Annotated in this window: 15 protein-coding genes; 11 read left to right on the top strand and 4 right to left on the bottom strand. The window is 38.4% G+C overall.

Going from position 1 to position 17,390, the window contains the following annotated elements; genetic code table 11:
* Positions 1 to 9 precede the first annotated feature (9 nt).
* From NAF17_RS03855 to NAF17_RS03870, 4 genes are all read left to right on the top strand, one after another.
* Positions 10 to 729, top strand: a complete 720-nt coding sequence (locus NAF17_RS03855) for a porin family protein (protein WP_252756662.1) — start codon at positions 10 to 12, stop codon at positions 727 to 729.
* A gap of 280 nt (positions 730 to 1,009) precedes the next feature.
* Entirely contained in the window at positions 1,010 to 1,504 is a 495-nt protein-coding gene (locus NAF17_RS03860) for a chemotaxis protein CheB (RefSeq protein ID WP_252756663.1), read from the top strand.
* A 48-nt stretch (positions 1,505 to 1,552) separates the two neighbouring features.
* Positions 1,553 to 2,017 (top strand): hypothetical protein, encoded by a 465-nt coding sequence (locus NAF17_RS03865; RefSeq protein WP_252756664.1) that lies wholly within the window; start codon positions 1,553 to 1,555, stop codon positions 2,015 to 2,017.
* A 160-nt stretch (positions 2,018 to 2,177) separates the two neighbouring features.
* Positions 2,178 to 5,702 (top strand): chemotaxis protein CheB, encoded by a 3,525-nt coding sequence (locus NAF17_RS03870; RefSeq protein ID WP_252756665.1) that lies wholly within the window; start codon positions 2,178 to 2,180, stop codon positions 5,700 to 5,702.
* 70 nt (positions 5,703 to 5,772) lie between these two features.
* On the opposite strand, the gene NAF17_RS03875 is transcribed toward NAF17_RS03870, so the two are convergent.
* Positions 5,773 to 6,726: a beta-1,6-N-acetylglucosaminyltransferase gene (locus NAF17_RS03875; RefSeq protein WP_252756666.1), complete on the bottom strand. Its 954-nt coding sequence runs from the start codon at positions 6,724 to 6,726 to the stop codon at positions 5,773 to 5,775.
* 57 nt (positions 6,727 to 6,783) lie between these two features.
* Here NAF17_RS03875 and glf point away from each other — a divergent pair, with 57 nt between their 5' ends.
* From glf to NAF17_RS03900, 5 genes are all read left to right on the top strand, one after another.
* Complete coding sequence (glf, locus tag NAF17_RS03880) at positions 6,784 to 7,911, top strand: UDP-galactopyranose mutase (RefSeq protein WP_252756667.1); 1,128 nt, start codon at positions 6,784 to 6,786, stop codon at positions 7,909 to 7,911.
* A gap of 45 nt (positions 7,912 to 7,956) precedes the next feature.
* Complete coding sequence (locus NAF17_RS03885; RefSeq protein WP_252756668.1) at positions 7,957 to 8,856, top strand: glycosyltransferase family 2 protein; 900 nt, start codon at positions 7,957 to 7,959, stop codon at positions 8,854 to 8,856.
* A gap of 98 nt (positions 8,857 to 8,954) precedes the next feature.
* Positions 8,955 to 9,173 (top strand): hypothetical protein, encoded by a 219-nt coding sequence (locus tag NAF17_RS03890; protein WP_252756669.1) that lies wholly within the window; start codon positions 8,955 to 8,957, stop codon positions 9,171 to 9,173.
* A gap of 34 nt (positions 9,174 to 9,207) precedes the next feature.
* On the top strand, positions 9,208 to 9,837 hold the full coding sequence (locus NAF17_RS03895; RefSeq protein ID WP_252757474.1) for a M91 family zinc metallopeptidase: 630 nt from the start codon (positions 9,208 to 9,210) through the stop codon (positions 9,835 to 9,837).
* Between the two features lie 20 nt (positions 9,838 to 9,857).
* Positions 9,858 to 10,379, top strand: coding sequence for a hypothetical protein (locus NAF17_RS03900; RefSeq protein WP_252756670.1), 522 nt, complete (start codon positions 9,858 to 9,860; stop codon positions 10,377 to 10,379).
* Positions 10,380 to 10,530: 151 nt separating this feature from the next.
* Here the strand turns inward: NAF17_RS03900 and NAF17_RS03905 are convergent, their stop codons facing one another.
* The gene (locus tag NAF17_RS03905; protein WP_252756671.1) at positions 10,531 to 10,866 is read right to left on the bottom strand and encodes a helix-turn-helix domain-containing protein; all 336 of its coding nucleotides are present in this window, start codon (positions 10,864 to 10,866) and stop codon (positions 10,531 to 10,533) included.
* Positions 10,867 to 11,011: 145 nt separating this feature from the next.
* Between NAF17_RS03905 and NAF17_RS03910 the strand changes: the two genes are divergently transcribed.
* Positions 11,012 to 11,176 (top strand): hypothetical protein, encoded by a 165-nt coding sequence (locus NAF17_RS03910; protein ID WP_252756672.1) that lies wholly within the window; start codon positions 11,012 to 11,014, stop codon positions 11,174 to 11,176.
* A gap of 725 nt (positions 11,177 to 11,901) precedes the next feature.
* Here NAF17_RS03910 and NAF17_RS03915 read toward each other — a convergent pair.
* Positions 11,902 to 12,819, bottom strand: a complete 918-nt coding sequence (locus NAF17_RS03915) for a glycoside hydrolase family 16 protein (protein WP_252756673.1) — start codon at positions 12,817 to 12,819, stop codon at positions 11,902 to 11,904.
* A 73-nt stretch (positions 12,820 to 12,892) separates the two neighbouring features.
* Complete coding sequence (locus NAF17_RS03920; RefSeq protein WP_252756674.1) at positions 12,893 to 13,753, bottom strand: glycoside hydrolase family 16 protein; 861 nt, start codon at positions 13,751 to 13,753, stop codon at positions 12,893 to 12,895.
* Between the two features lie 275 nt (positions 13,754 to 14,028).
* On the opposite strand from NAF17_RS03920, the gene NAF17_RS03925 reads away from it, so the two are divergent.
* Positions 14,029 to 17,154: a sbcc family protein gene (locus tag NAF17_RS03925; protein ID WP_252756675.1), complete on the top strand. Its 3,126-nt coding sequence runs from the start codon at positions 14,029 to 14,031 to the stop codon at positions 17,152 to 17,154.
* Positions 17,155 to 17,390 lie beyond the last annotated feature (236 nt).

Below are 17,390 nucleotides of genomic sequence, written 5' to 3' on the forward strand. Positions count from 1 at the left end.
AACAACATAATGTCAATCAAACTTTATATGCCAATAACGGCGCTATTAATATTTTTTCATTTTTCGGTAGTTGCGCAAAACATAGCCATTGGGATACAAGGCGGGGTGAGCAGCCGGAATTTAACCAATGGCGCATCTCTATCACAATTATTAACATCCGGAAACCATTTTGTAATAGCCCCAAACTTTGGGATTTTTGCAGAGTTTAAATACTCAGCCACGTTCTCACTGCAACCTTCGATTGAATATAGTGCCCAAGGCAGTAAAAATGGAACCTTTAAAACAGGTATAAATACCCCACATCAGGAAAGCACAAACAGCAGTAACCGAGCTGAATTAAATTATTTGATATTACCGGTTTTGGCCAAATTTGGATGGAACTTCCAGGAATCACCAGTTAGATTTTATATAGCCGCCGGGCCCTTCGCCGGCGTATTACTTTCGGCCAAACAAACAGTCTTCGATAGTTCACCAAATGCTGTAAATGGCGAAGATGTAAGAGCATATCTACATAGTTTCAATGCCGGCATCCAAGCAAAGGTGGGCTTGATATACATTTTGGGCAGGGGTAACTTATCTATTGAAGGCGGGGGCAATTTTGGAGCACTTAAAATACAAAACGCGATAGTACCTGATAAAAATAACACCGGTTCCCTGATAATTTCTATTGGTTATAGTTATTGGTTAGGCGCCGACTTCCGCACATCAAACAACCCTATCAGGTTATAATTTTATAATAAATTAGAATATTTTGACTGCGTCCTCGGCGTTCCATTTAAAAACGAATTGAACGCTGTGGATCAATAGCTTTTTTTTAAAATAATTAAATTACGGCAACTATCTGATTATCCACGGTATCGTCTTTAAACTTTTAACGACTTTTCCATAATGCAAGCACAACGGCCAGATTGGGGTAGAAACTGAGGTGGGGAAGGCTGCCACATTTTGGTTTATGATACCCAAGGGGCTTTAACAAAGTACTGATTAGTGTCTTAATCTAAAATTACCCATGTCAAACACTCCAAAGTTTATAGTTGTAATAGGCACTTCTGCCGGTAGGCTTAAGGCTTTGGTTAAACCAATTAGCCAGTTTCAAGCCGATTTTTTGGCACCGGTATTGGTTGTTCAGCATATATCAGCAGATGCCACCGGCAACGCAACCTTAGATGTGTTGAATAATAACAGCAAATTTAAATGCACACATGCCGTACATGGAACAAACCCGCTACCCGGTCATTTATACCTGGCACCGTCAGATAATCACCTGATGCTGGACAAAGATTGCAAAATACTGGTAACAAAGGGTGCGCAGGAAAATCGTTCGCGGCCTGCCATCGATCCTTTATTTCGTTCGGCGGCGGTGGTCTTCGGGAATAGGGTAATTGGCATAATTTTAACAGGTTACCAGGACGATGGCACTGCTGGCATGGAGGTTATTAAAAGGTGCGACGGAACCTATATTGTTCAGGACCCTGCAGATGGTGATTATCCGGCTATGCCGTAAAGCGTTTTAAACCAAGTGAAAGTTCAATATTGCCTCCCCATTAATTAAATGGGCGGCTTGCTTTACCGGCTCGTAGCGCGTAAGGCAGCTAAACAGAAACCCATACCAAAGAACATTTTAATAAAAACAAAAATAGTCGAAAGGATTTTAAGCGATCTGCCATCGTTAAACGCATTAGGCGACCAGGTGCCTTTTAATTGCCATGGCTACTGCGGCGTTTTATGGCAGGTAGAAAAAGGGACATCAGCACGTTACCGCTGTCATGTAGGGCATGCTTATACCGCAGCCTCTTTTTTTACTGAACAAACCGGGAAGATTGAAGAGACGATGTGGGCGGCAAAAAGGGTGTTTGAGGAAAGAAAGAACCTGCTAACTTCGTTTGCTAAAGCGCAAACCGGGGCAGCTTTCAAATCTTCTTTAGAAAGAGCGAGAATCTCTCAGGTTCATATCGACCGGAAAAAAGCAATTTTACAAGCAGACGATAAGGGAACCACTGATGATATACTGATTTAACTGTATTTATAATTATTTATGTGATAAATTATTGTAATTTTAATTAATTAAATATTTTAATTATAAGTTTATATAATTTAACTTGCTTTTTTGACATTGATCAACAGGGTTATAAGGATTTTAAGATGATTATGATATTTAATTTAAACTATAAATAAACATGGCCGTCCCCCGCTATATCATTGCTATTGGCGCTTCTGCAGGGGGCATGGAAGAAATAATTACTTTTTTTGATCACACCCCAGTAGACGGGATTTCCTATGTAATAGTTCAACATCTATCGCCCGATTTTAAAAGTAGGATGGTAGAGCTACTTGGCAGGCATAGTAAGCTAATTGTGAAGGAGGCGGGAAATGGCATGTTTGTAAAAAGCAACGAGGTGTATCTTATTCCCAGTGATAAGTTTATGACCATTAGTGAAAATAAATTGTTGTTAACGGATAAAGAAACTATTAAAAACCCTCATTTAACTATCAACACTTTTTTTAATGCGCTGGCGGCCGATTGCGGCAAAAGGGCTATCGGCATCGTACTCTCAGGCCTGGGTTCGGACGGCACGGAGGGTGTAAAAGCAATTAAAAAAGCCGGAGGGATGGTAATTGCCCGCAACCCGGAAACAGCCGAATTTGGCAGCATGCCATCTTATGCAATTGCCACCGGCCTGGTAGATTTTATCCTGGAACCGGAATTAATGCCCAATGCCATTGAAGATTACGTTAAATACGGCACCTTATTGCTTGCAGATCATAAAGACGATGACAAATGTCTTTCGGCAATTATTGCCATGATCAGTGAATTTTCCCCGCTCGATTTTTCGGATTATAAATCATCGATCATTTTGCGCAGAACTAAAAGAAGAGCTGCCCTTGCTAACTTTACCTCGCTAGCCAAATATGTAAACTTTTTGAAGGCAAACCCCGAAGAAATATCGGCGCTTACCAAAGAGTTCCTGATCAGCGTAACGTCGTTTTTTAGGGATCCTGCCGCTTTTGAATTTATTCAAAAAAAAATATTGCCCGAAATACTTGCAAAACTTAGCCCCGGCGAAGAGTTAAAGATGTGGATAGCGGGCTGCGCAACAGGTGAAGAGGTATTTTCAATGGCTATATTAATCGCCGAACAGCTAATAGGCCCGTTAGAGGATATTACGGTGAAATTATTTGCTACAGATATTGATAGCGCCGCTTTAGAAAAAGCTGGAAAGGGAATTTACAACAAAACGATCAAAAAGGATGTTTCTGCCAAAAGGCTCGAAAAATATTTCATCCTGCAAAACGATCAATACAGGATAAATCCGTTCATCCGTAAAATGGTAATCTTTGCCCATCACGATCTTGTTAAAAATTCTCCGTATTTCAATATGCACCTGATAAGTTGCCGCAACTTGTTGATTTATATGACACCGGTATTGCAAAAGAAAATGTTTAATATATTTCTCTTTGGGCTTAAGATGAACGGATATTTATTTTTAGGTAGCAGTGAAAACCCTATGTCAATTATCAAATACATGGAGGTAGTTAACAAAAAATGGAAAATTTATAAAAATATCGAAATTAAGAAGGGGGCAACCTTTGATACCTTTTCGTTACCAGCCCTAATGGATACCAAGCGGATTCCATCCGGTTTTATCAGGGATGAACATGCCAGAACACCAGGTAATACCTTAACAGAAACCATCCACACCAAACTTGCCGAGGAGCTTGGATACTTGATGGTTTGTGTGGATGAGCACGACAAGGTGGTGAAATCATACGGCATTACCTCGCCCTATTTACTCAATAAACATTTCAGCGTAAACCTTACCGAATTACTGCCCAAACCGCTGGCGGTGGCATTTAATACCCTGAGCAGGGTTGCGCGGAAAACCAATCAAAAAGGGACCATCAACGGGGTTAAAATTAAACAAGGCAAGGTTATTTCAACCATTAACCTTTCTGTAAAGCCCCTGATTGAAAATGGCATGCAAAAATTGTTAATGGTGATTTTTACGCCCGAAAAGTCACCCGTTTCGCTCCCCGGGGAGGAACCGTTAGTATATGATGAAACCATATATCATGACAAATACTTGCGCGACTTGGAAGAAGAGTTGCAGGAAGCTAAAGATAAACTTTACAGTGCTTATGAAAAACTCGACGCCTTTAACGAAAATCTTCAATCTTTTAATGAGGAGCTGATATCGGCCAACGAAGAAATGCAGAGCACCAACGAGGAGATGCAGTCTGTTAATGAAGAGCTGAATACCATTAATGCAGAATACCAGAAAAAAAATAAAAAACTGCTTGAACTGAACGACGATTTAAATAACTATTTTAAAAGCAACATTAACGGACAGTTGTTTATTAACAGCGAATTGCAGTTAATGAAGTTTTCGCCGGGCACGGTTAAGCAAATTAACCTGCTAAATACAGATATTGGCAGGCCCCTAAGCAACATTTCGACCAATTTTAAATTTGAAACAATTATTGATGATATAAAGCAGGTAATTGCTAGGGGCACAGTTGTTACAAAGGAAATTCAAACAAACAATGGCCGGTGGTACCAAACCATGACCATGCCTTATCTACAGCAGTCGGATCAAAAAAGAAAGGGTGCAATTATCACATTTAATGATATTACCGAGCTGAAAAAGATACAACAGGAATTGAACGCCAGTGTCCAAATGCTAGGCATGGCTATAGCTTCTGCAGAAATGGGCACCTGGACAATTGATATTAAGACACTTGAATTTATCCCCTCGGTGCGGCTAAAAGAGATATTTGGTTTTTACCCGGAAGAGGATATGAGTTATGAGGCGGCTGTAACTCAAATTATTAATGAACACCAGCTAAAGGTGATTGATGCCGTTAAGGCATCGATAGAAAATGTCGAGAAGTTCGATGTGGAATACTGTCTCCGTGGGTTTCATGATGGGAAGCTTCGATGGGTAAAGGCTATGGGTAGCCTCACAGAGATACAGGAGGGCAAACCTACTTATTTTACCGGTATCTTAATTGATATTACCGCACACAAGCAGGACGAACTTCGAAAAAACGATTTCATAGCCATGGTGAGCCACGAGTTAAAAACACCGCTTACCTCATTGCAAGTTTACGTACAGTTATTAGCTAAAAAGGCAAAAGATGCCCCCGCAGTTGAAATGCTTAGTAAAGCTAACAAGCAGGTGAAGAAGATGACGGCCCTTATTAATGGTTTCCTCAATATCTCTCAACTGGAAACAGGTAAAATTTATTTGAACTTAAAGGTTTTTATTATCAATGAATTAATAACGGAAATTGTAGAAGAATTTGATTTAATATCCGTTATGCACACCATTGTGATACATGATTGCCCCCCCTTATTTGTTAATGCCGACCGTGATAAGATAGGGCAGGTAATAGGCAACATCATAAATAATGCCATTAAATATTCACCAAAAGGGAAAAATATCGAGGTTTCGTGCGCTAACGTGAATGAGATGTTACAGGTAAGTATAAAAGATGAAGGCATGGGCATTAAACCAGAGGACCAGAAGAAGTTATTTGAACGTTATCAACGGATTGAGAGAGCAAGTACCCAAAACATTTCTGGCTTTGGCCTTGGCCTGTACCTTTCTTCCGAAATTATCCAACGCCATAAAGGGAAGGTATGGGTGGAGAGTGAATCGGGTAAGGGGTCTACATTTTACTTTAACTTGCCAATTGCCTGATGTGTAGTGGGATCAATAAACCGGCTCCATAACGATGCCTGTATGGATAATTTCACCACAGAGCTTCTTCTTAAAAACTCGGTTTACCAGGAGCGTTCTCTTTTTCTCGGTGGTTAAATTTCCCCATACCAGTGGTTGTAGCGACCAAAATTTTTGCGTCGATCAAATCTAAAATTTCTGAATCCACAGTTTCATCAAACTTTCTTGCAAAAAGATCATCTGAGGATGCAATGGCCATAAAATCGGTTACCTTTAATATTACCGGATGCGGGTTACTAACCTTTTCCCAAATTGTAAAACGCTTTTCGCTATTCTCAATGCTGTTTAAAAGTCTTTCGTCGGTGCTGTTACCTATTATCATTTGCACAAACACCTCATCTGCTACAAAGGTATTTTTGTGAAAATGCAGGTATTCAGGATGTTGGGCTACATAATTTAAAATGTAATTAAGGGCATAGGTATCAAGGTTCCACCAGGTTTGCCCGGTAAAGGGTTTCATCCCGTTAGGTATCTCTCTCCTTAAAAAAGGGACATAAGCAGATACCAGGTTCAAAAACCTTGAGCTAAACAGCTCATACCATTCCAATCCAAAATAATATTTGTCAACCCGGTATAAGCCACCCCGGTCGCTGCCCGGCCACCGTTCATAATTGGGTATAGGGAAATAGTTTATAAACACCGAATATGGAGAGGATACAAAAAATTCATCTATTTCGTCATTGCTTTTTATCGGGTAATCCTGGCCGCTGAGCAGCATAATTCGGTCGAATTCGGTTTCTGAGTCTTTTATCGCTATCAAGCCGCTTAAAAATGGTTGTATGGCGCCCAAACTACCCCATTTCGAATCAAATCGTTCTAAAAAATGCAGTGAATTTCCAAAGTCGTTCAGGTTGTCGAATTGCTTGAGGTCTGCTTTTTTATCAATATGTATAAAAAACTCCGATTTACCATCATTTAACCGGGAAATAAGCCGGTGAAGCTGAGCTGGGGCTTTATGCGCTATAATTATGTATGCTTTTATCATGCAAGTAAAACAATAAATCGGAAAAAATGTTTAATCTATAATTAATAAAATGTCATTATGAATAATAAAATTTACGATTACCTTATTGTTGGTAGCGGTTTATTTGGAAGTGTGTTCGCCCATGAGGCTTATTTGCAGGGAAAAAAGTGCCTGGTAATAGATAAACGAGATCATGCAGGCGGCAATGTATATTGCGAAAATGTGGAAGGGGTCAACGTTCACAAATACGGGGCACACATTTTTCATACTAACGATAAAGCCATTTGGGACTATGTTAATTCATTTGTAGAGTTTAACAGGTACACCAATAGCCCCATTGCAAATTACAAAGGCGAAATGTACAGTCTGCCCTTTAATATGAATACTTTTTACCAGTTGTGGGGAGTAAAAACGCCTGCCGAAGCTAAAGAAAAGATCCAATCGCAAATTGATCAGTTAAATATTAATAACCCCGACAATTTGGAACAACAGGCTCTGTCATTGGTGGGTACAGATGTTTATGAAAAGTTGATCAAGGGATACACAGAGAAACAATGGGGCAGGGTTGCTACAGAGCTGCCAGCATTTATCATAAAGCGTCTGCCCGTAAGGTTCACATTCGACAATAATTACTTTAGCGATAAATACCAAGGCATCCCGATCGGTGGTTACAATAAACTTACTGAAGGTTTACTAAAAGGAATTGAAGTGAGATTAAATGTTGATTACTTTGAAGATAGGGAAGGCTGGAGTGCATTAGCAGACCAAGTAGTTTATACAGGTAAAATAGATCAATATTACGACTTCCGATTCGGGCAACTAGAGTACCGCAGCCTGAAATTTGAGCACGAAGTGCATGATATTGAAAACTACCAGGGCAATGCGGTGGTGAATTATACCGAACGTGAAGTGCCCTATACCCGTATCATTGAGCATAAGCACTTTGAATTTGGCACCCAGCCCAATACTGTTACAACAAAGGAATACCCTGTGGAGGGGTCGCTAAAAAACGAGCCCTATTACCCGATAAACGACGAAAAAAATACTGCAGTATTTAAACTATACAAGGAACTGGCAGACCAGGAATACGATGTAATATTTGGCGGCCGGCTTGCCGAATACAGGTATTATGATATGCATCAAATTATTGGTTCGGCTTTCAAAGAAGTTTCCAGGCAGTTTGATAAGCAGGCAGTTAAGGCCTAATCTGATTTCGCGTAAAACATATTATCAAGCAAGAATTCAATCCTTATGAAAGTTATAACTGTTATAGTTACCTATAACCGCCTGCAGTTATTAAAAAGATGCGTAAATGCGGTGATAGACCAAACAATGTCTCCCAACGAAATAATTGTTATCAATAACGGTTCAACGGATGGTACGGTAGCTTGGCTCTTGGAGCAACCTGTTACCACTTTTACCCAAAAAAATGAAGGCGGTGCGGGTGGATTTTCTGCCGGTATCAAATTGGCTTATGATCATAGTGCAGATTGGATATGGCTTATGGATGATGATACCATTCCGCAAAATGATGCCTTACAACAATTGGCGTCGGCATTAAAGGAGTTTCAGTCCAGGCATCATAATATCGGGTTTTTGTCGAGCTACGTGCAATGGACGGACGGAAATATTCATGAAATGAACCGTACCTATTTATTAAACGATAAAAGTAAAATTGCTAAGCTTAAGATAACCAGCGGTGTAAACTTACCCTTGATACAATTTGGCACTTTTGTTTCCATGCTCATTTCGTCAAAAGCTGTGGAGAAGGTCGGCTTACCTATCAAAGATTATTTTATATGGAATGACGACGTGGAATATTCCAAGCGCATTATTGCAAACGGACTGGCAGGTTTACGGGTTGACAGCAGCATAACACTTCATGAAACACCAATTAATAGTATGAGCAGCGTGTTTACTGATACGTATGCTCAACTTTGGAAATACAGGTTTGGGATGAGAAACGAACTCTTTACCAAACGCTTGCAGGAAGGTGAGCTTCAATTTTGGATCACGTGGGTACACCGCATGTTTATTATGCCATTCCGCCTCGCCATATACCGTAAAAACCATCGATGGCCATTTATTAAAATGATATGGAAAACAAGCCTGCAGGCTGTTCGCTTTCGTCCAACTATCGAAAAAGTATAGCCGGTTTTTTGTTGCATAAGATTCACCTAATTAAGCTTCAGATTAAATTTTGAGGGATTTGTCTTGTCCTGATATAGCTTGGCACAAAAGACAAGAAAATGAAAGTAGTACCAGGGAAGAAAAGGAAAGTAGCGGCCATCGTAAGACGTGAGCCATTTGACAAGGTCGAAGAACAGACAAAAATAAAGATCGTTGAAGAGCTAAAAACGGGGAGGATCAATTGCCTTGGGCCTGAGCATAAAATCTTTGGAACCGAATGTACCAAGCCCAAAAAACCAGTATCTTTACAATGGAAAGTAACTACAGGACGAAACTAGCCAATACGATTATGGCGCAAGGTTCTATGACCCGATTGTTGGGAGGTGGACGAGCGTTGACAATAAAGCTGAAAAATTTTCTGAATATTCACCATATAATTATGCGATTAACAATCCAATAAAATTCATCGACCCAGATGGTAATGAAATAGTTATATCTACTTCTAAAGGAGATCTAACTTATAGAAGTGGGAAACTCTATCAAGAAAATGAGAAGGTTTATAAAGGATCGGATCAATTCGTAACAAAAACATTTAACTCCTTGCAAAAGTTAAGCAGCTTGAAAGATGCAACAGTTAAATCAGTTCTCAATAGCCTTGAAACATCTAAAGAGAAAATCTCAATTGAATCTGGCTACAACGGCTGCATCACATACCCGGAAAATGGTCAAGACGCAGATGCTGGAAAACCTACAGGCTCAATCGTTTCAATAGATTACACCCAAAAAGGAGAAGATGGCAAAGTTGTCGAATCTGAAATATTAGTTGGACATGAATTGTCACATGCATTTGATAATTTAAAGGGAAATAACAAGGGAAAGGCAAACGAGCAATCATCTGAAAAAAGTAAAGCAGAGGAAAGGGCTGTAAAATTCGAAAACAAGATTAGGAAAGAAGAAAAAAAGGTAGAAAGAACCACTTATGGCGGTAAAAAAATAAATTAATTGAAATGTTAAACTTAACTATGACAAAAATATTATCACTATTGCTTTTGTTCGTAAATGTCAATTTTCAAACTCCCAAAAAGGAATACGTGGAAATGTTATCTTCGAAATATAAAGTCAACTTATGTGTTATTATTCCTTTCAAGAAAGGACAGTCTAAACATTTTTTTCTCGCAACTAATGATAAATTATATTCTTACCACCTACAGACAGAATATCGTCATTCCGTAAGTTATAAGTCATTTTTGAATGGGGTTTTTGAGGGAAAAATATCATTTGATCCAATTGGTAATAGTATTCAAAATGGCTCGATACTAAAAGAAGATCTTAAGATCAGTAAAGAATATAATAAGTACGGTATCAATTTTATAAAGCGTAAATATCTAAAGTTTTTAGGCGATGAGTGGCGGAATAAAGTGTTAGATAGTGATACAATGGCAGTACTAATCAAAATCATGTTTGATAACAATTATGTGATATGGTTTTCAGAATATTCAGGTTTTTATTCATTTAGAAATATCAAATATGAACATATCCATTAATTGATGTCCCCAGCTACGCCGCTACCGCGAGGGCTTTTTGAATGCTACCGCATGCCTACTGGCCTGTGATACGCATGCAAGGCAGGGTGCTTGTTGGATAATATAATGTTGTAGCATAAACACAGCCTGGCGGTGTGCCGGGCTGTGTTATTTAGTGGGCAAAGGCTTTTTTCGTTTTATTGTAAGCCAAAGCCATATCAATAAAGTAATATACTTTGTCTTTTTCTTCGTTTGGCAGGGCTTCAATATCTTCCATCCTGCGCATCAAATTCTTATCCATAACCATATGGTCGGACTGGCCGATCAGGTAATCTACCGTAACATTTAGGGCATCGGCAATCTTAGCGGCCACATCGATAGATGGGGTGATTTCCTCACGCTCATACCGTCCGATAATAGGTGCGGACGTACCGATCTTTTTAGCCAGGTCATCTTGTGACCATTTAAGCTGTTTACGTAAAGCTATTATCTTTTCTCCGAAAGTCATATTTAGGTGTCTTAAGTAACCTGTATTGTATTGAAAGTATAAATGTAAGTTACTTATTGGTATTTTACAAATAACATAGGTGTTGTTAAATTAAAACCAATCTATTACATTTGTCACCAGTAGGTACTATAAACTTTTTTTCAACATGGCTAAACTGATTACTGAAAATGCAGAGTTATTGATCTATCTGGATGGTAAACTGCATATTACCATATTGGGAGGCATTAAGCTAACCGGTTTAGACCGTATGAAAGTAACGCTGAAGCTAACCAGCACAGACCATAAGCAAAATGCCTTCCCCCATAGCTAATACCTGTACAACAGATTCCAAACCGAGCAGCTTATCGAAAAATCAGCCGAAGCCCTAGGCGTAAGCACGGTGGAGATCAGCACGGCTATAAGACAGCTAACGACTGCCTTAAAAAATACCGTGCGGACCCCCTTGGAAGCGATGAAGCCTAAGCAGGTTGAAAAAAAGCAGTTATCAGAACAAGAATGGAGATTCCGTATCCATTAACACCTCGTTCCGGAATGTCAGGCAGACGATTCCGAAAAACTTTGATTATATTAAATTCTTGATTACTAATTTCATTTTTTCTACCTTTTAACATAAATCGGTGCTTTGAGGTGCACGGAATCGCATGGTAAATGGATACGGAATCTCCAAATTGCAGGCAGTTTGCCTTAATAATGGATGTACTAACTTATTAATTATGCCATGTTTTTTGTTCGATTTTTTAATTTAAAGACGATAGCTAAGCATTCTACAAATCTGGTCTTTTGCTGATTATTTGAACATCAGTATATTTATCAAATTTCGGATAAACGACGAAGGAAACGGTATGCAGGGACAGTAAAATTACTATAAATACATTAAGAAATTTATCTGGATAGATTTGATACGACAGGAAATAAATATAGCATAGTTTAATTTCTTGGTATTGAAGAGATAGCCCTCCTTACAGATGAGGAGGGCTATCAGCATTAAAAACACTTTAGCTAAAAGTTTAATAAGCAAGGTGTCTGATCAATTGTTTAAAGAGTTTGTTTATCAACTGCTACATAATCCACCCACATTTGCGTTTTATCAAATAAATTGATATTGGTATTGTTCTGAAAAAGCGGTGTATAAGTAGTACAGCCTACGTTTAAATTTAACACAACATTGTGATTAACAAAGTAATCAAGGCGAAGTCCCGGAAATGTATTATTAGTAACCGTACTGATTAATGTTCCGTCAACATAGTAACGTATAGTTTCGCCATAGGCGACGTTTTTCCAATAACAGGTATAAGTATGCCATCCTTCCGGATTAAAATTTGCCGGATAGTTCATGGCGCTGTTAGGACCAACAAAAGGCTGATTAATGGTTGTACCATAAAAAACATTCGAAGTAAACTTTGTAGCCTCTGCAGTACCAGCATGTGAATAGCCTTCCATAAAATCTATTTCGCCATGGGTTGGCCACTCGTTACCATTTACTACCCAAAACGCCGGCCATGCGCCGTTAGTTTGAGCAAAGCCTTTAAATGTACTGCCGCTTAAAGCAATTAGCTTTATCCGGGCCTCAAACTTCATTTCTTCGCCACGTGCAGGGGTGAAGGGTTGCTTAGAGTGAATACGACCGGATGTGTAATTATTGGCTGTGCCATTTTTTGTAGCGGTTATAATTGCCGAACTGGAGTTGTCTACACTGCCAATTTGAGGAACATTATTACTATAATTACAAATGCTCGAATTAGGATCTAAGCCGGTTTCAATTGCCCAATTACTTGTAATTGCACTTCCAGCATCAAACCCATCATAAAAAATGTTGGTAAAACCAGAGGCGGCGGCAACGATTTTCAGGTTTTTTCCTGCCAATGCCACTGCGGATGCAGGTTTTGTGGTTTCGTTTTTTTGGCAGGCGAACACGAAGAACACAGCCATTAAAGGGAAAATTAATTTTTTCATGTTGTTAGAATTTTAGTTAATTATATAATTGGTTAAAGAATTCGGAAAGTAGCGTAATAATGAAAATGGGAATCTACAAGGTTCTTTTTTCGATTTTTACAAAATCTACAAACATCATAGTTTTAGCGAATAGGTTGATCTTAGTATTATCAAAAATTCCAAAGTTATCTCCTACATTCAGGTTCAAGACCATGGCTTGCGAAGTGAAGTTTTCTAACTGCAAACCGCCAGGAGTAAAACTTTCGTTAGTATAAACAGCAATAGTTACTCCGTCCAGCATAGTCGTAATGGTAGCTTTGCCGTTTACATACTTCCAAAACATTTCATAAGTATGCCAGCCTTCAGTATAGGTCATTGGCTTTTCTAACTTATTATTCAGGATATTTTGGTTTGGGGTAGTGCCGTAAAATAGATTACTGGCCATACGTGTTGTTTGGCCGGCGCCATAAGTGTAAGCTTCCATAATATCAATTTCGCCTTTAGTTGGCCAGCCATTACCTTCAACAGTCCAAAACGCCGGCCAGCTCCCATACGTTTCAGAAAAGCCTTTGTATACAGATGCATCATCCTGGGCCAATAATTTTATAGAGGCCGTAAAATGATATTCCTCGTTATTTAGCGGCTGGTAATGCGCCTTGGTGGCGAGATTACCCGATTCATAATAATTTGCCGAAACTTTTTTTGCAGTAATGCATAAGCAAGATTTTCCGTCCAGGTTTTGAATAGAATTTGCAGTGGGAATGTACATACATTTATTAGAGTTATAATCAAAACGGTTAGCAGCCTCCCAATTGGATAGTTCTGCTGCCGTAGTGAAATCAGCACTAAATACATCTGCCCATGCCCCGGGTGTGGTGGCTGTGGGGCCACCTGTACTAACCGGTGTTACAGGTGATGTTTTTTCCGTTTTTTTGCATGCGTTTAGGCTTGTCACAAAAAGAAACAAACCAAAGCTGATTAGTAGCCTGGATTTTTTTGAATACATAAATTTCATAAACTTTAGTTTTTAGATAGAAAAATTGGTTTCTTGGTTATTCTGCAAAGAATTAATCGCTTTGCAGTTGGTATACAAATGTAACCTTGCCTGATACGAATAAACGGGTAATGAACTGGACAGAAAATGGACAAGTGTTTGTAAATAAATAAGACAAAATAAAGACTATTTAATATAATACTTACAGTAAAAACGGACAAATAAATTATAAATAATTGATAATCAATTTATTGTATAATAGACATGTTAAACTAAACTTCTTATTAAAAAATCAGATAAAATTTCACAAACCCTTTAAAAGTATAGTACATTGTACTTTACCAGTTATGAATTTTATGAGATTAAAAAGCGCTTTTAAATGGGTTGCTTTTGTGGCTTGGTTTATACCCGGCGCGGTTTTAGCACAGTTAAAAAATTTGGGTTTGCCAGAAATTAATAATTTTTCTGCAAATGAATATCATGCCCATCCTAACTGTTTTGGTGCAGTTCAGGATCAGCAGGGTATCATGTATTTTGCAAATCTACAGGGTGTTCTGGAATATGATGGAGTAAAATGGCGCACAATAACGTTGCCTAATTCATCTAGTTGTACATCGCTTGCTGCAGATAGAAATGGACGAGTTTATGTAGGTGGAAGAAGTGAGTTTGGTTATCTGGATAAAGATTCAACCGGCTACAACCGCTATGTTTCCTTATTAAAACATATTAGTCCCAAGGAGCGAAACTTTAACGAGATATGGAATACCTACATCACCGCCGAAGGGGTATTATTTACGTCTTTTGAGCAGTTGATTTTTATTAGTAAGAAAAAGGCGAAAATTTATTACCCTCAGGTACATTTCGGAAAGTCGTTTAATGTAGGCGGAGATATTTATATAACAGATAATGGCCGGTTAATGCGTTTCGCGGGTAAAACATTTATACCCGTAACGTGGGGCAGCTATTTTAAATACCTTTTCATAAGCGGCATTGTTAAAATAAGCGATAAGCAATTCCTGGTAAGTGTAAACAGTAAAGGAATATTTTTAGTTGATGGTGACAAGATATCTTCGTGGCTGGGACAGGTAAATTTTTCTTTCTCCAACTATGGGTTAGATAAAATGATTATTTTGGATAACCGATATATCGTTATTTCATCACAGTTATCCGGTCTGTTTATAACTAAATTAAACGGAGATATAATTTACCATATTCAGGAAGAGAACGGACTTGCAGGGGATAACGTAACCGGCACATACATTGATTCTGAAAAGAATTTATGGGTTACTTTAATTAATGGTATAACCTATATCCCACTTTTTAAACCTTTTACTTTTATCAACGAACGATTAAAGGTAACAGGCATAGCATATTCTTCCGCTTCTATTAACAAAAAACTATATCTGGCAACATCCGAAGGTGTATTTTATACATCTCTTCTGACTAATAATCCAAGTTTCAAAAAAGCAGATATTTCGGGTTTAACCTGGAGCCTCAACAATATTGACAGCCTTATCTTCGCAGGGAATGTAAGTGGAGGTTATACACTTAATGATAAACAAATTAGATCGGTGGCTAAATCAGGTACTTGGTTGTACCTGCTTATTCAAAACAACGAAACTGTTATTAGCGGCACCTATTACGGACTAGAGGTATTCACCAAACATGCTGGTAAATGGGTAATGAAAAATAAAATAAAAGGCTTTAATGAATCATCTCGTTTTTTAATAGAAGATAAGTTAGGTGATATATGGGTAAGCCACGGTAATAAAGGTGTTTTTAAGTTAAGACTTAACAAACAACTGGACAGCGTTACAAGTATTAAAACTTTTAATGCGTCAAACGGGCTTCCTTTTAATTTTGATAATACCGTATGCAAATTGAATAATGAAGTTGTTTTTGCCACTCATACCGGCGTTTACCGTTTCAATTTTGACCGGGAGCAAATAGAGCCGTATACCGCATTAAATGCTGTTACAGGTAAAAAAAATCACATAGAGCGTATTTTTCAGACCGATAAATCACACTTCTGGATTGTTTTTAACGGAGGTTCTGTAAGCAAGGTGGAAACCGACGGTAGGGATCATTTTAAAATAATTTTCTCAACCAATAAGTTCCAGGGAAAACTGGTTAATTCTTTTGAAAGTATTAAGCGCTTGGATAAAGATCATATTATTTTAAGTACGCAGGATGGCTTTGCAATTTATAACGAAGGAGAAGAGGATGCAAAGTCTGGTGTGGTATTCAATTTTAAGGCGTTTATATCAGAAGTAGAATTAGGTGCAAGTCCTTACCTGGTAGTATCGGCAGGATATAATGGTAACAGAAAGCCAATTCTTACCATTAAACAGAACTCGCTTAGGTTTTCTTTTTCTGCCAATCATTACGAAGATGCAGCTAATACCCAGTATCAGTTTATTTTGTTAAAACACGGCGAAGAGGAAGCGTGGATAAATAAATGGTCAAATGATAATTATAAAGATTTTACCAATCTGCCTGCCGGAGATTATATTTTAAAATTGAGAGCGAGAGATAACTACGGTAAAATTAGCTCGGTTGACACATTTAAGTTTGAAATAGAGCCCCCCTGGTTCCAGGAAACGTGGGCATATACGGTTTACGTTGTGGCTTTTTTATTTTCTGTATTATTTTCAGCCAGAACGATCCGCGGAAGGTTTAAAAAACAGCGATACCGTCTTGATCTGCAAAACCAGCAAATCCTTTGGGGAAAAGAGAAAGAACTGGAGCAAGCTAATCTGATTGCTCAACGGGATATACTTGCTTTACAGAAAGCAAATCTTGAAATAGAAGGCATATCGCTTTTGGAACGTGAACGGCTCCTTAATCAGGAAAAACTAATTAAAGCACTGGAGCTGGAAAAAGAAAAGCGGGTATTAGTGCTTGAAAAAGAAAAGTTTCAGGCAGAAATGGAGCATAAAAATAATGAGTTAACATCACTAACGCTCAACATAACTCAAAAAAATGAATTTTTAACTAAAATAAAGACTCAGGTAAACAGGGTTCTTAAGGAATCAACCGAGGCTGATGTAAAAGAAAACCTGCAGCAATTAGAGGCTTTTATACATAAGGGCATGCAGTCTAACCGTGAATGGGAAAAATTCAAAGATCACTTTGATATTGTTCATAATGACGTATTAAACCGTCTGAAAGAACAGTACCCCGACCTTAAAACCTCCTCCCTAAAGCTTTGTGCGTTTCTAAAAATGCGCCTGTCTACCAAACAGATAGCGGTTTTAATGAATACCTCGCCTGATACAGTAGCCAAATCCCGATACCGGTTAAGATTTAGACTGAAGCTGGAAAAAGGGACCATGTTAAGTGACTTTCTTAATAATTTTTAAAAATCAAAGGCACTGTTATTAATAAAATTTATTTGGAATATCAGTTGGGTATAGAAGAAATTGTCTCATCGCTGGGATAGTGTGCGCCAAGATAATCCTTAAATACCATTCGGGTTTAGAATCTTATTTCAATTTTCGGAGAATCGGCATCCTAGCCTTTACTACCGGGCCAGGAACAGGCAACGGAGGGCGGATAGCGTTACGCTTTCAATACCCTGCTTCAGAACGCACATCAA

Origin of the sequence: Mucilaginibacter aurantiaciroseus (assembly GCF_024055595.1) — a bacterium.
Classification (GTDB): domain Bacteria; phylum Bacteroidota; class Bacteroidia; order Sphingobacteriales; family Sphingobacteriaceae; genus Mucilaginibacter; species Mucilaginibacter aurantiaciroseus.

Bases quoted from the DNA above. Each gene is read 5' to 3' on its own strand.
- NAF17_RS03855 (WP_252756662.1), top strand. From the start codon at position 10: ATGTCAATCAAACTTTATATGCCAATAACGGCGCTATTAATATTTTTT.
- NAF17_RS03860 (WP_252756663.1), top strand. From the start codon at position 1,010: ATGTCAAACACTCCAAAGTTTATAGTTGTAATAGGCACTTCTGCCGGT.
- NAF17_RS03865 (WP_252756664.1), top strand. From the start codon at position 1,553: ATGGGCGGCTTGCTTTACCGGCTCGTAGCGCGTAAGGCAGCTAAACAG.
- NAF17_RS03870 (WP_252756665.1), top strand. From the start codon at position 2,178: ATGGCCGTCCCCCGCTATATCATTGCTATTGGCGCTTCTGCAGGGGGC.
- NAF17_RS03875 (WP_252756666.1), bottom strand. From the start codon at position 6,726: ATGATAAAAGCATACATAATTATAGCGCATAAAGCCCCAGCTCAGCTT.
- glf (WP_252756667.1), top strand. From the start codon at position 6,784: ATGAATAATAAAATTTACGATTACCTTATTGTTGGTAGCGGTTTATTT.
- NAF17_RS03885 (WP_252756668.1), top strand. From the start codon at position 7,957: ATGAAAGTTATAACTGTTATAGTTACCTATAACCGCCTGCAGTTATTA.
- NAF17_RS03890 (WP_252756669.1), top strand. From the start codon at position 8,955: ATGAAAGTAGTACCAGGGAAGAAAAGGAAAGTAGCGGCCATCGTAAGA.
- NAF17_RS03900 (WP_252756670.1), top strand. From the start codon at position 9,858: ATGACAAAAATATTATCACTATTGCTTTTGTTCGTAAATGTCAATTTT.
- NAF17_RS03905 (WP_252756671.1), bottom strand. From the start codon at position 10,866: ATGACTTTCGGAGAAAAGATAATAGCTTTACGTAAACAGCTTAAATGG.
- NAF17_RS03910 (WP_252756672.1), top strand. From the start codon at position 11,012: ATGGCTAAACTGATTACTGAAAATGCAGAGTTATTGATCTATCTGGAT.
- NAF17_RS03915 (WP_252756673.1), bottom strand. From the start codon at position 12,819: ATGAAAAAATTAATTTTCCCTTTAATGGCTGTGTTCTTCGTGTTCGCC.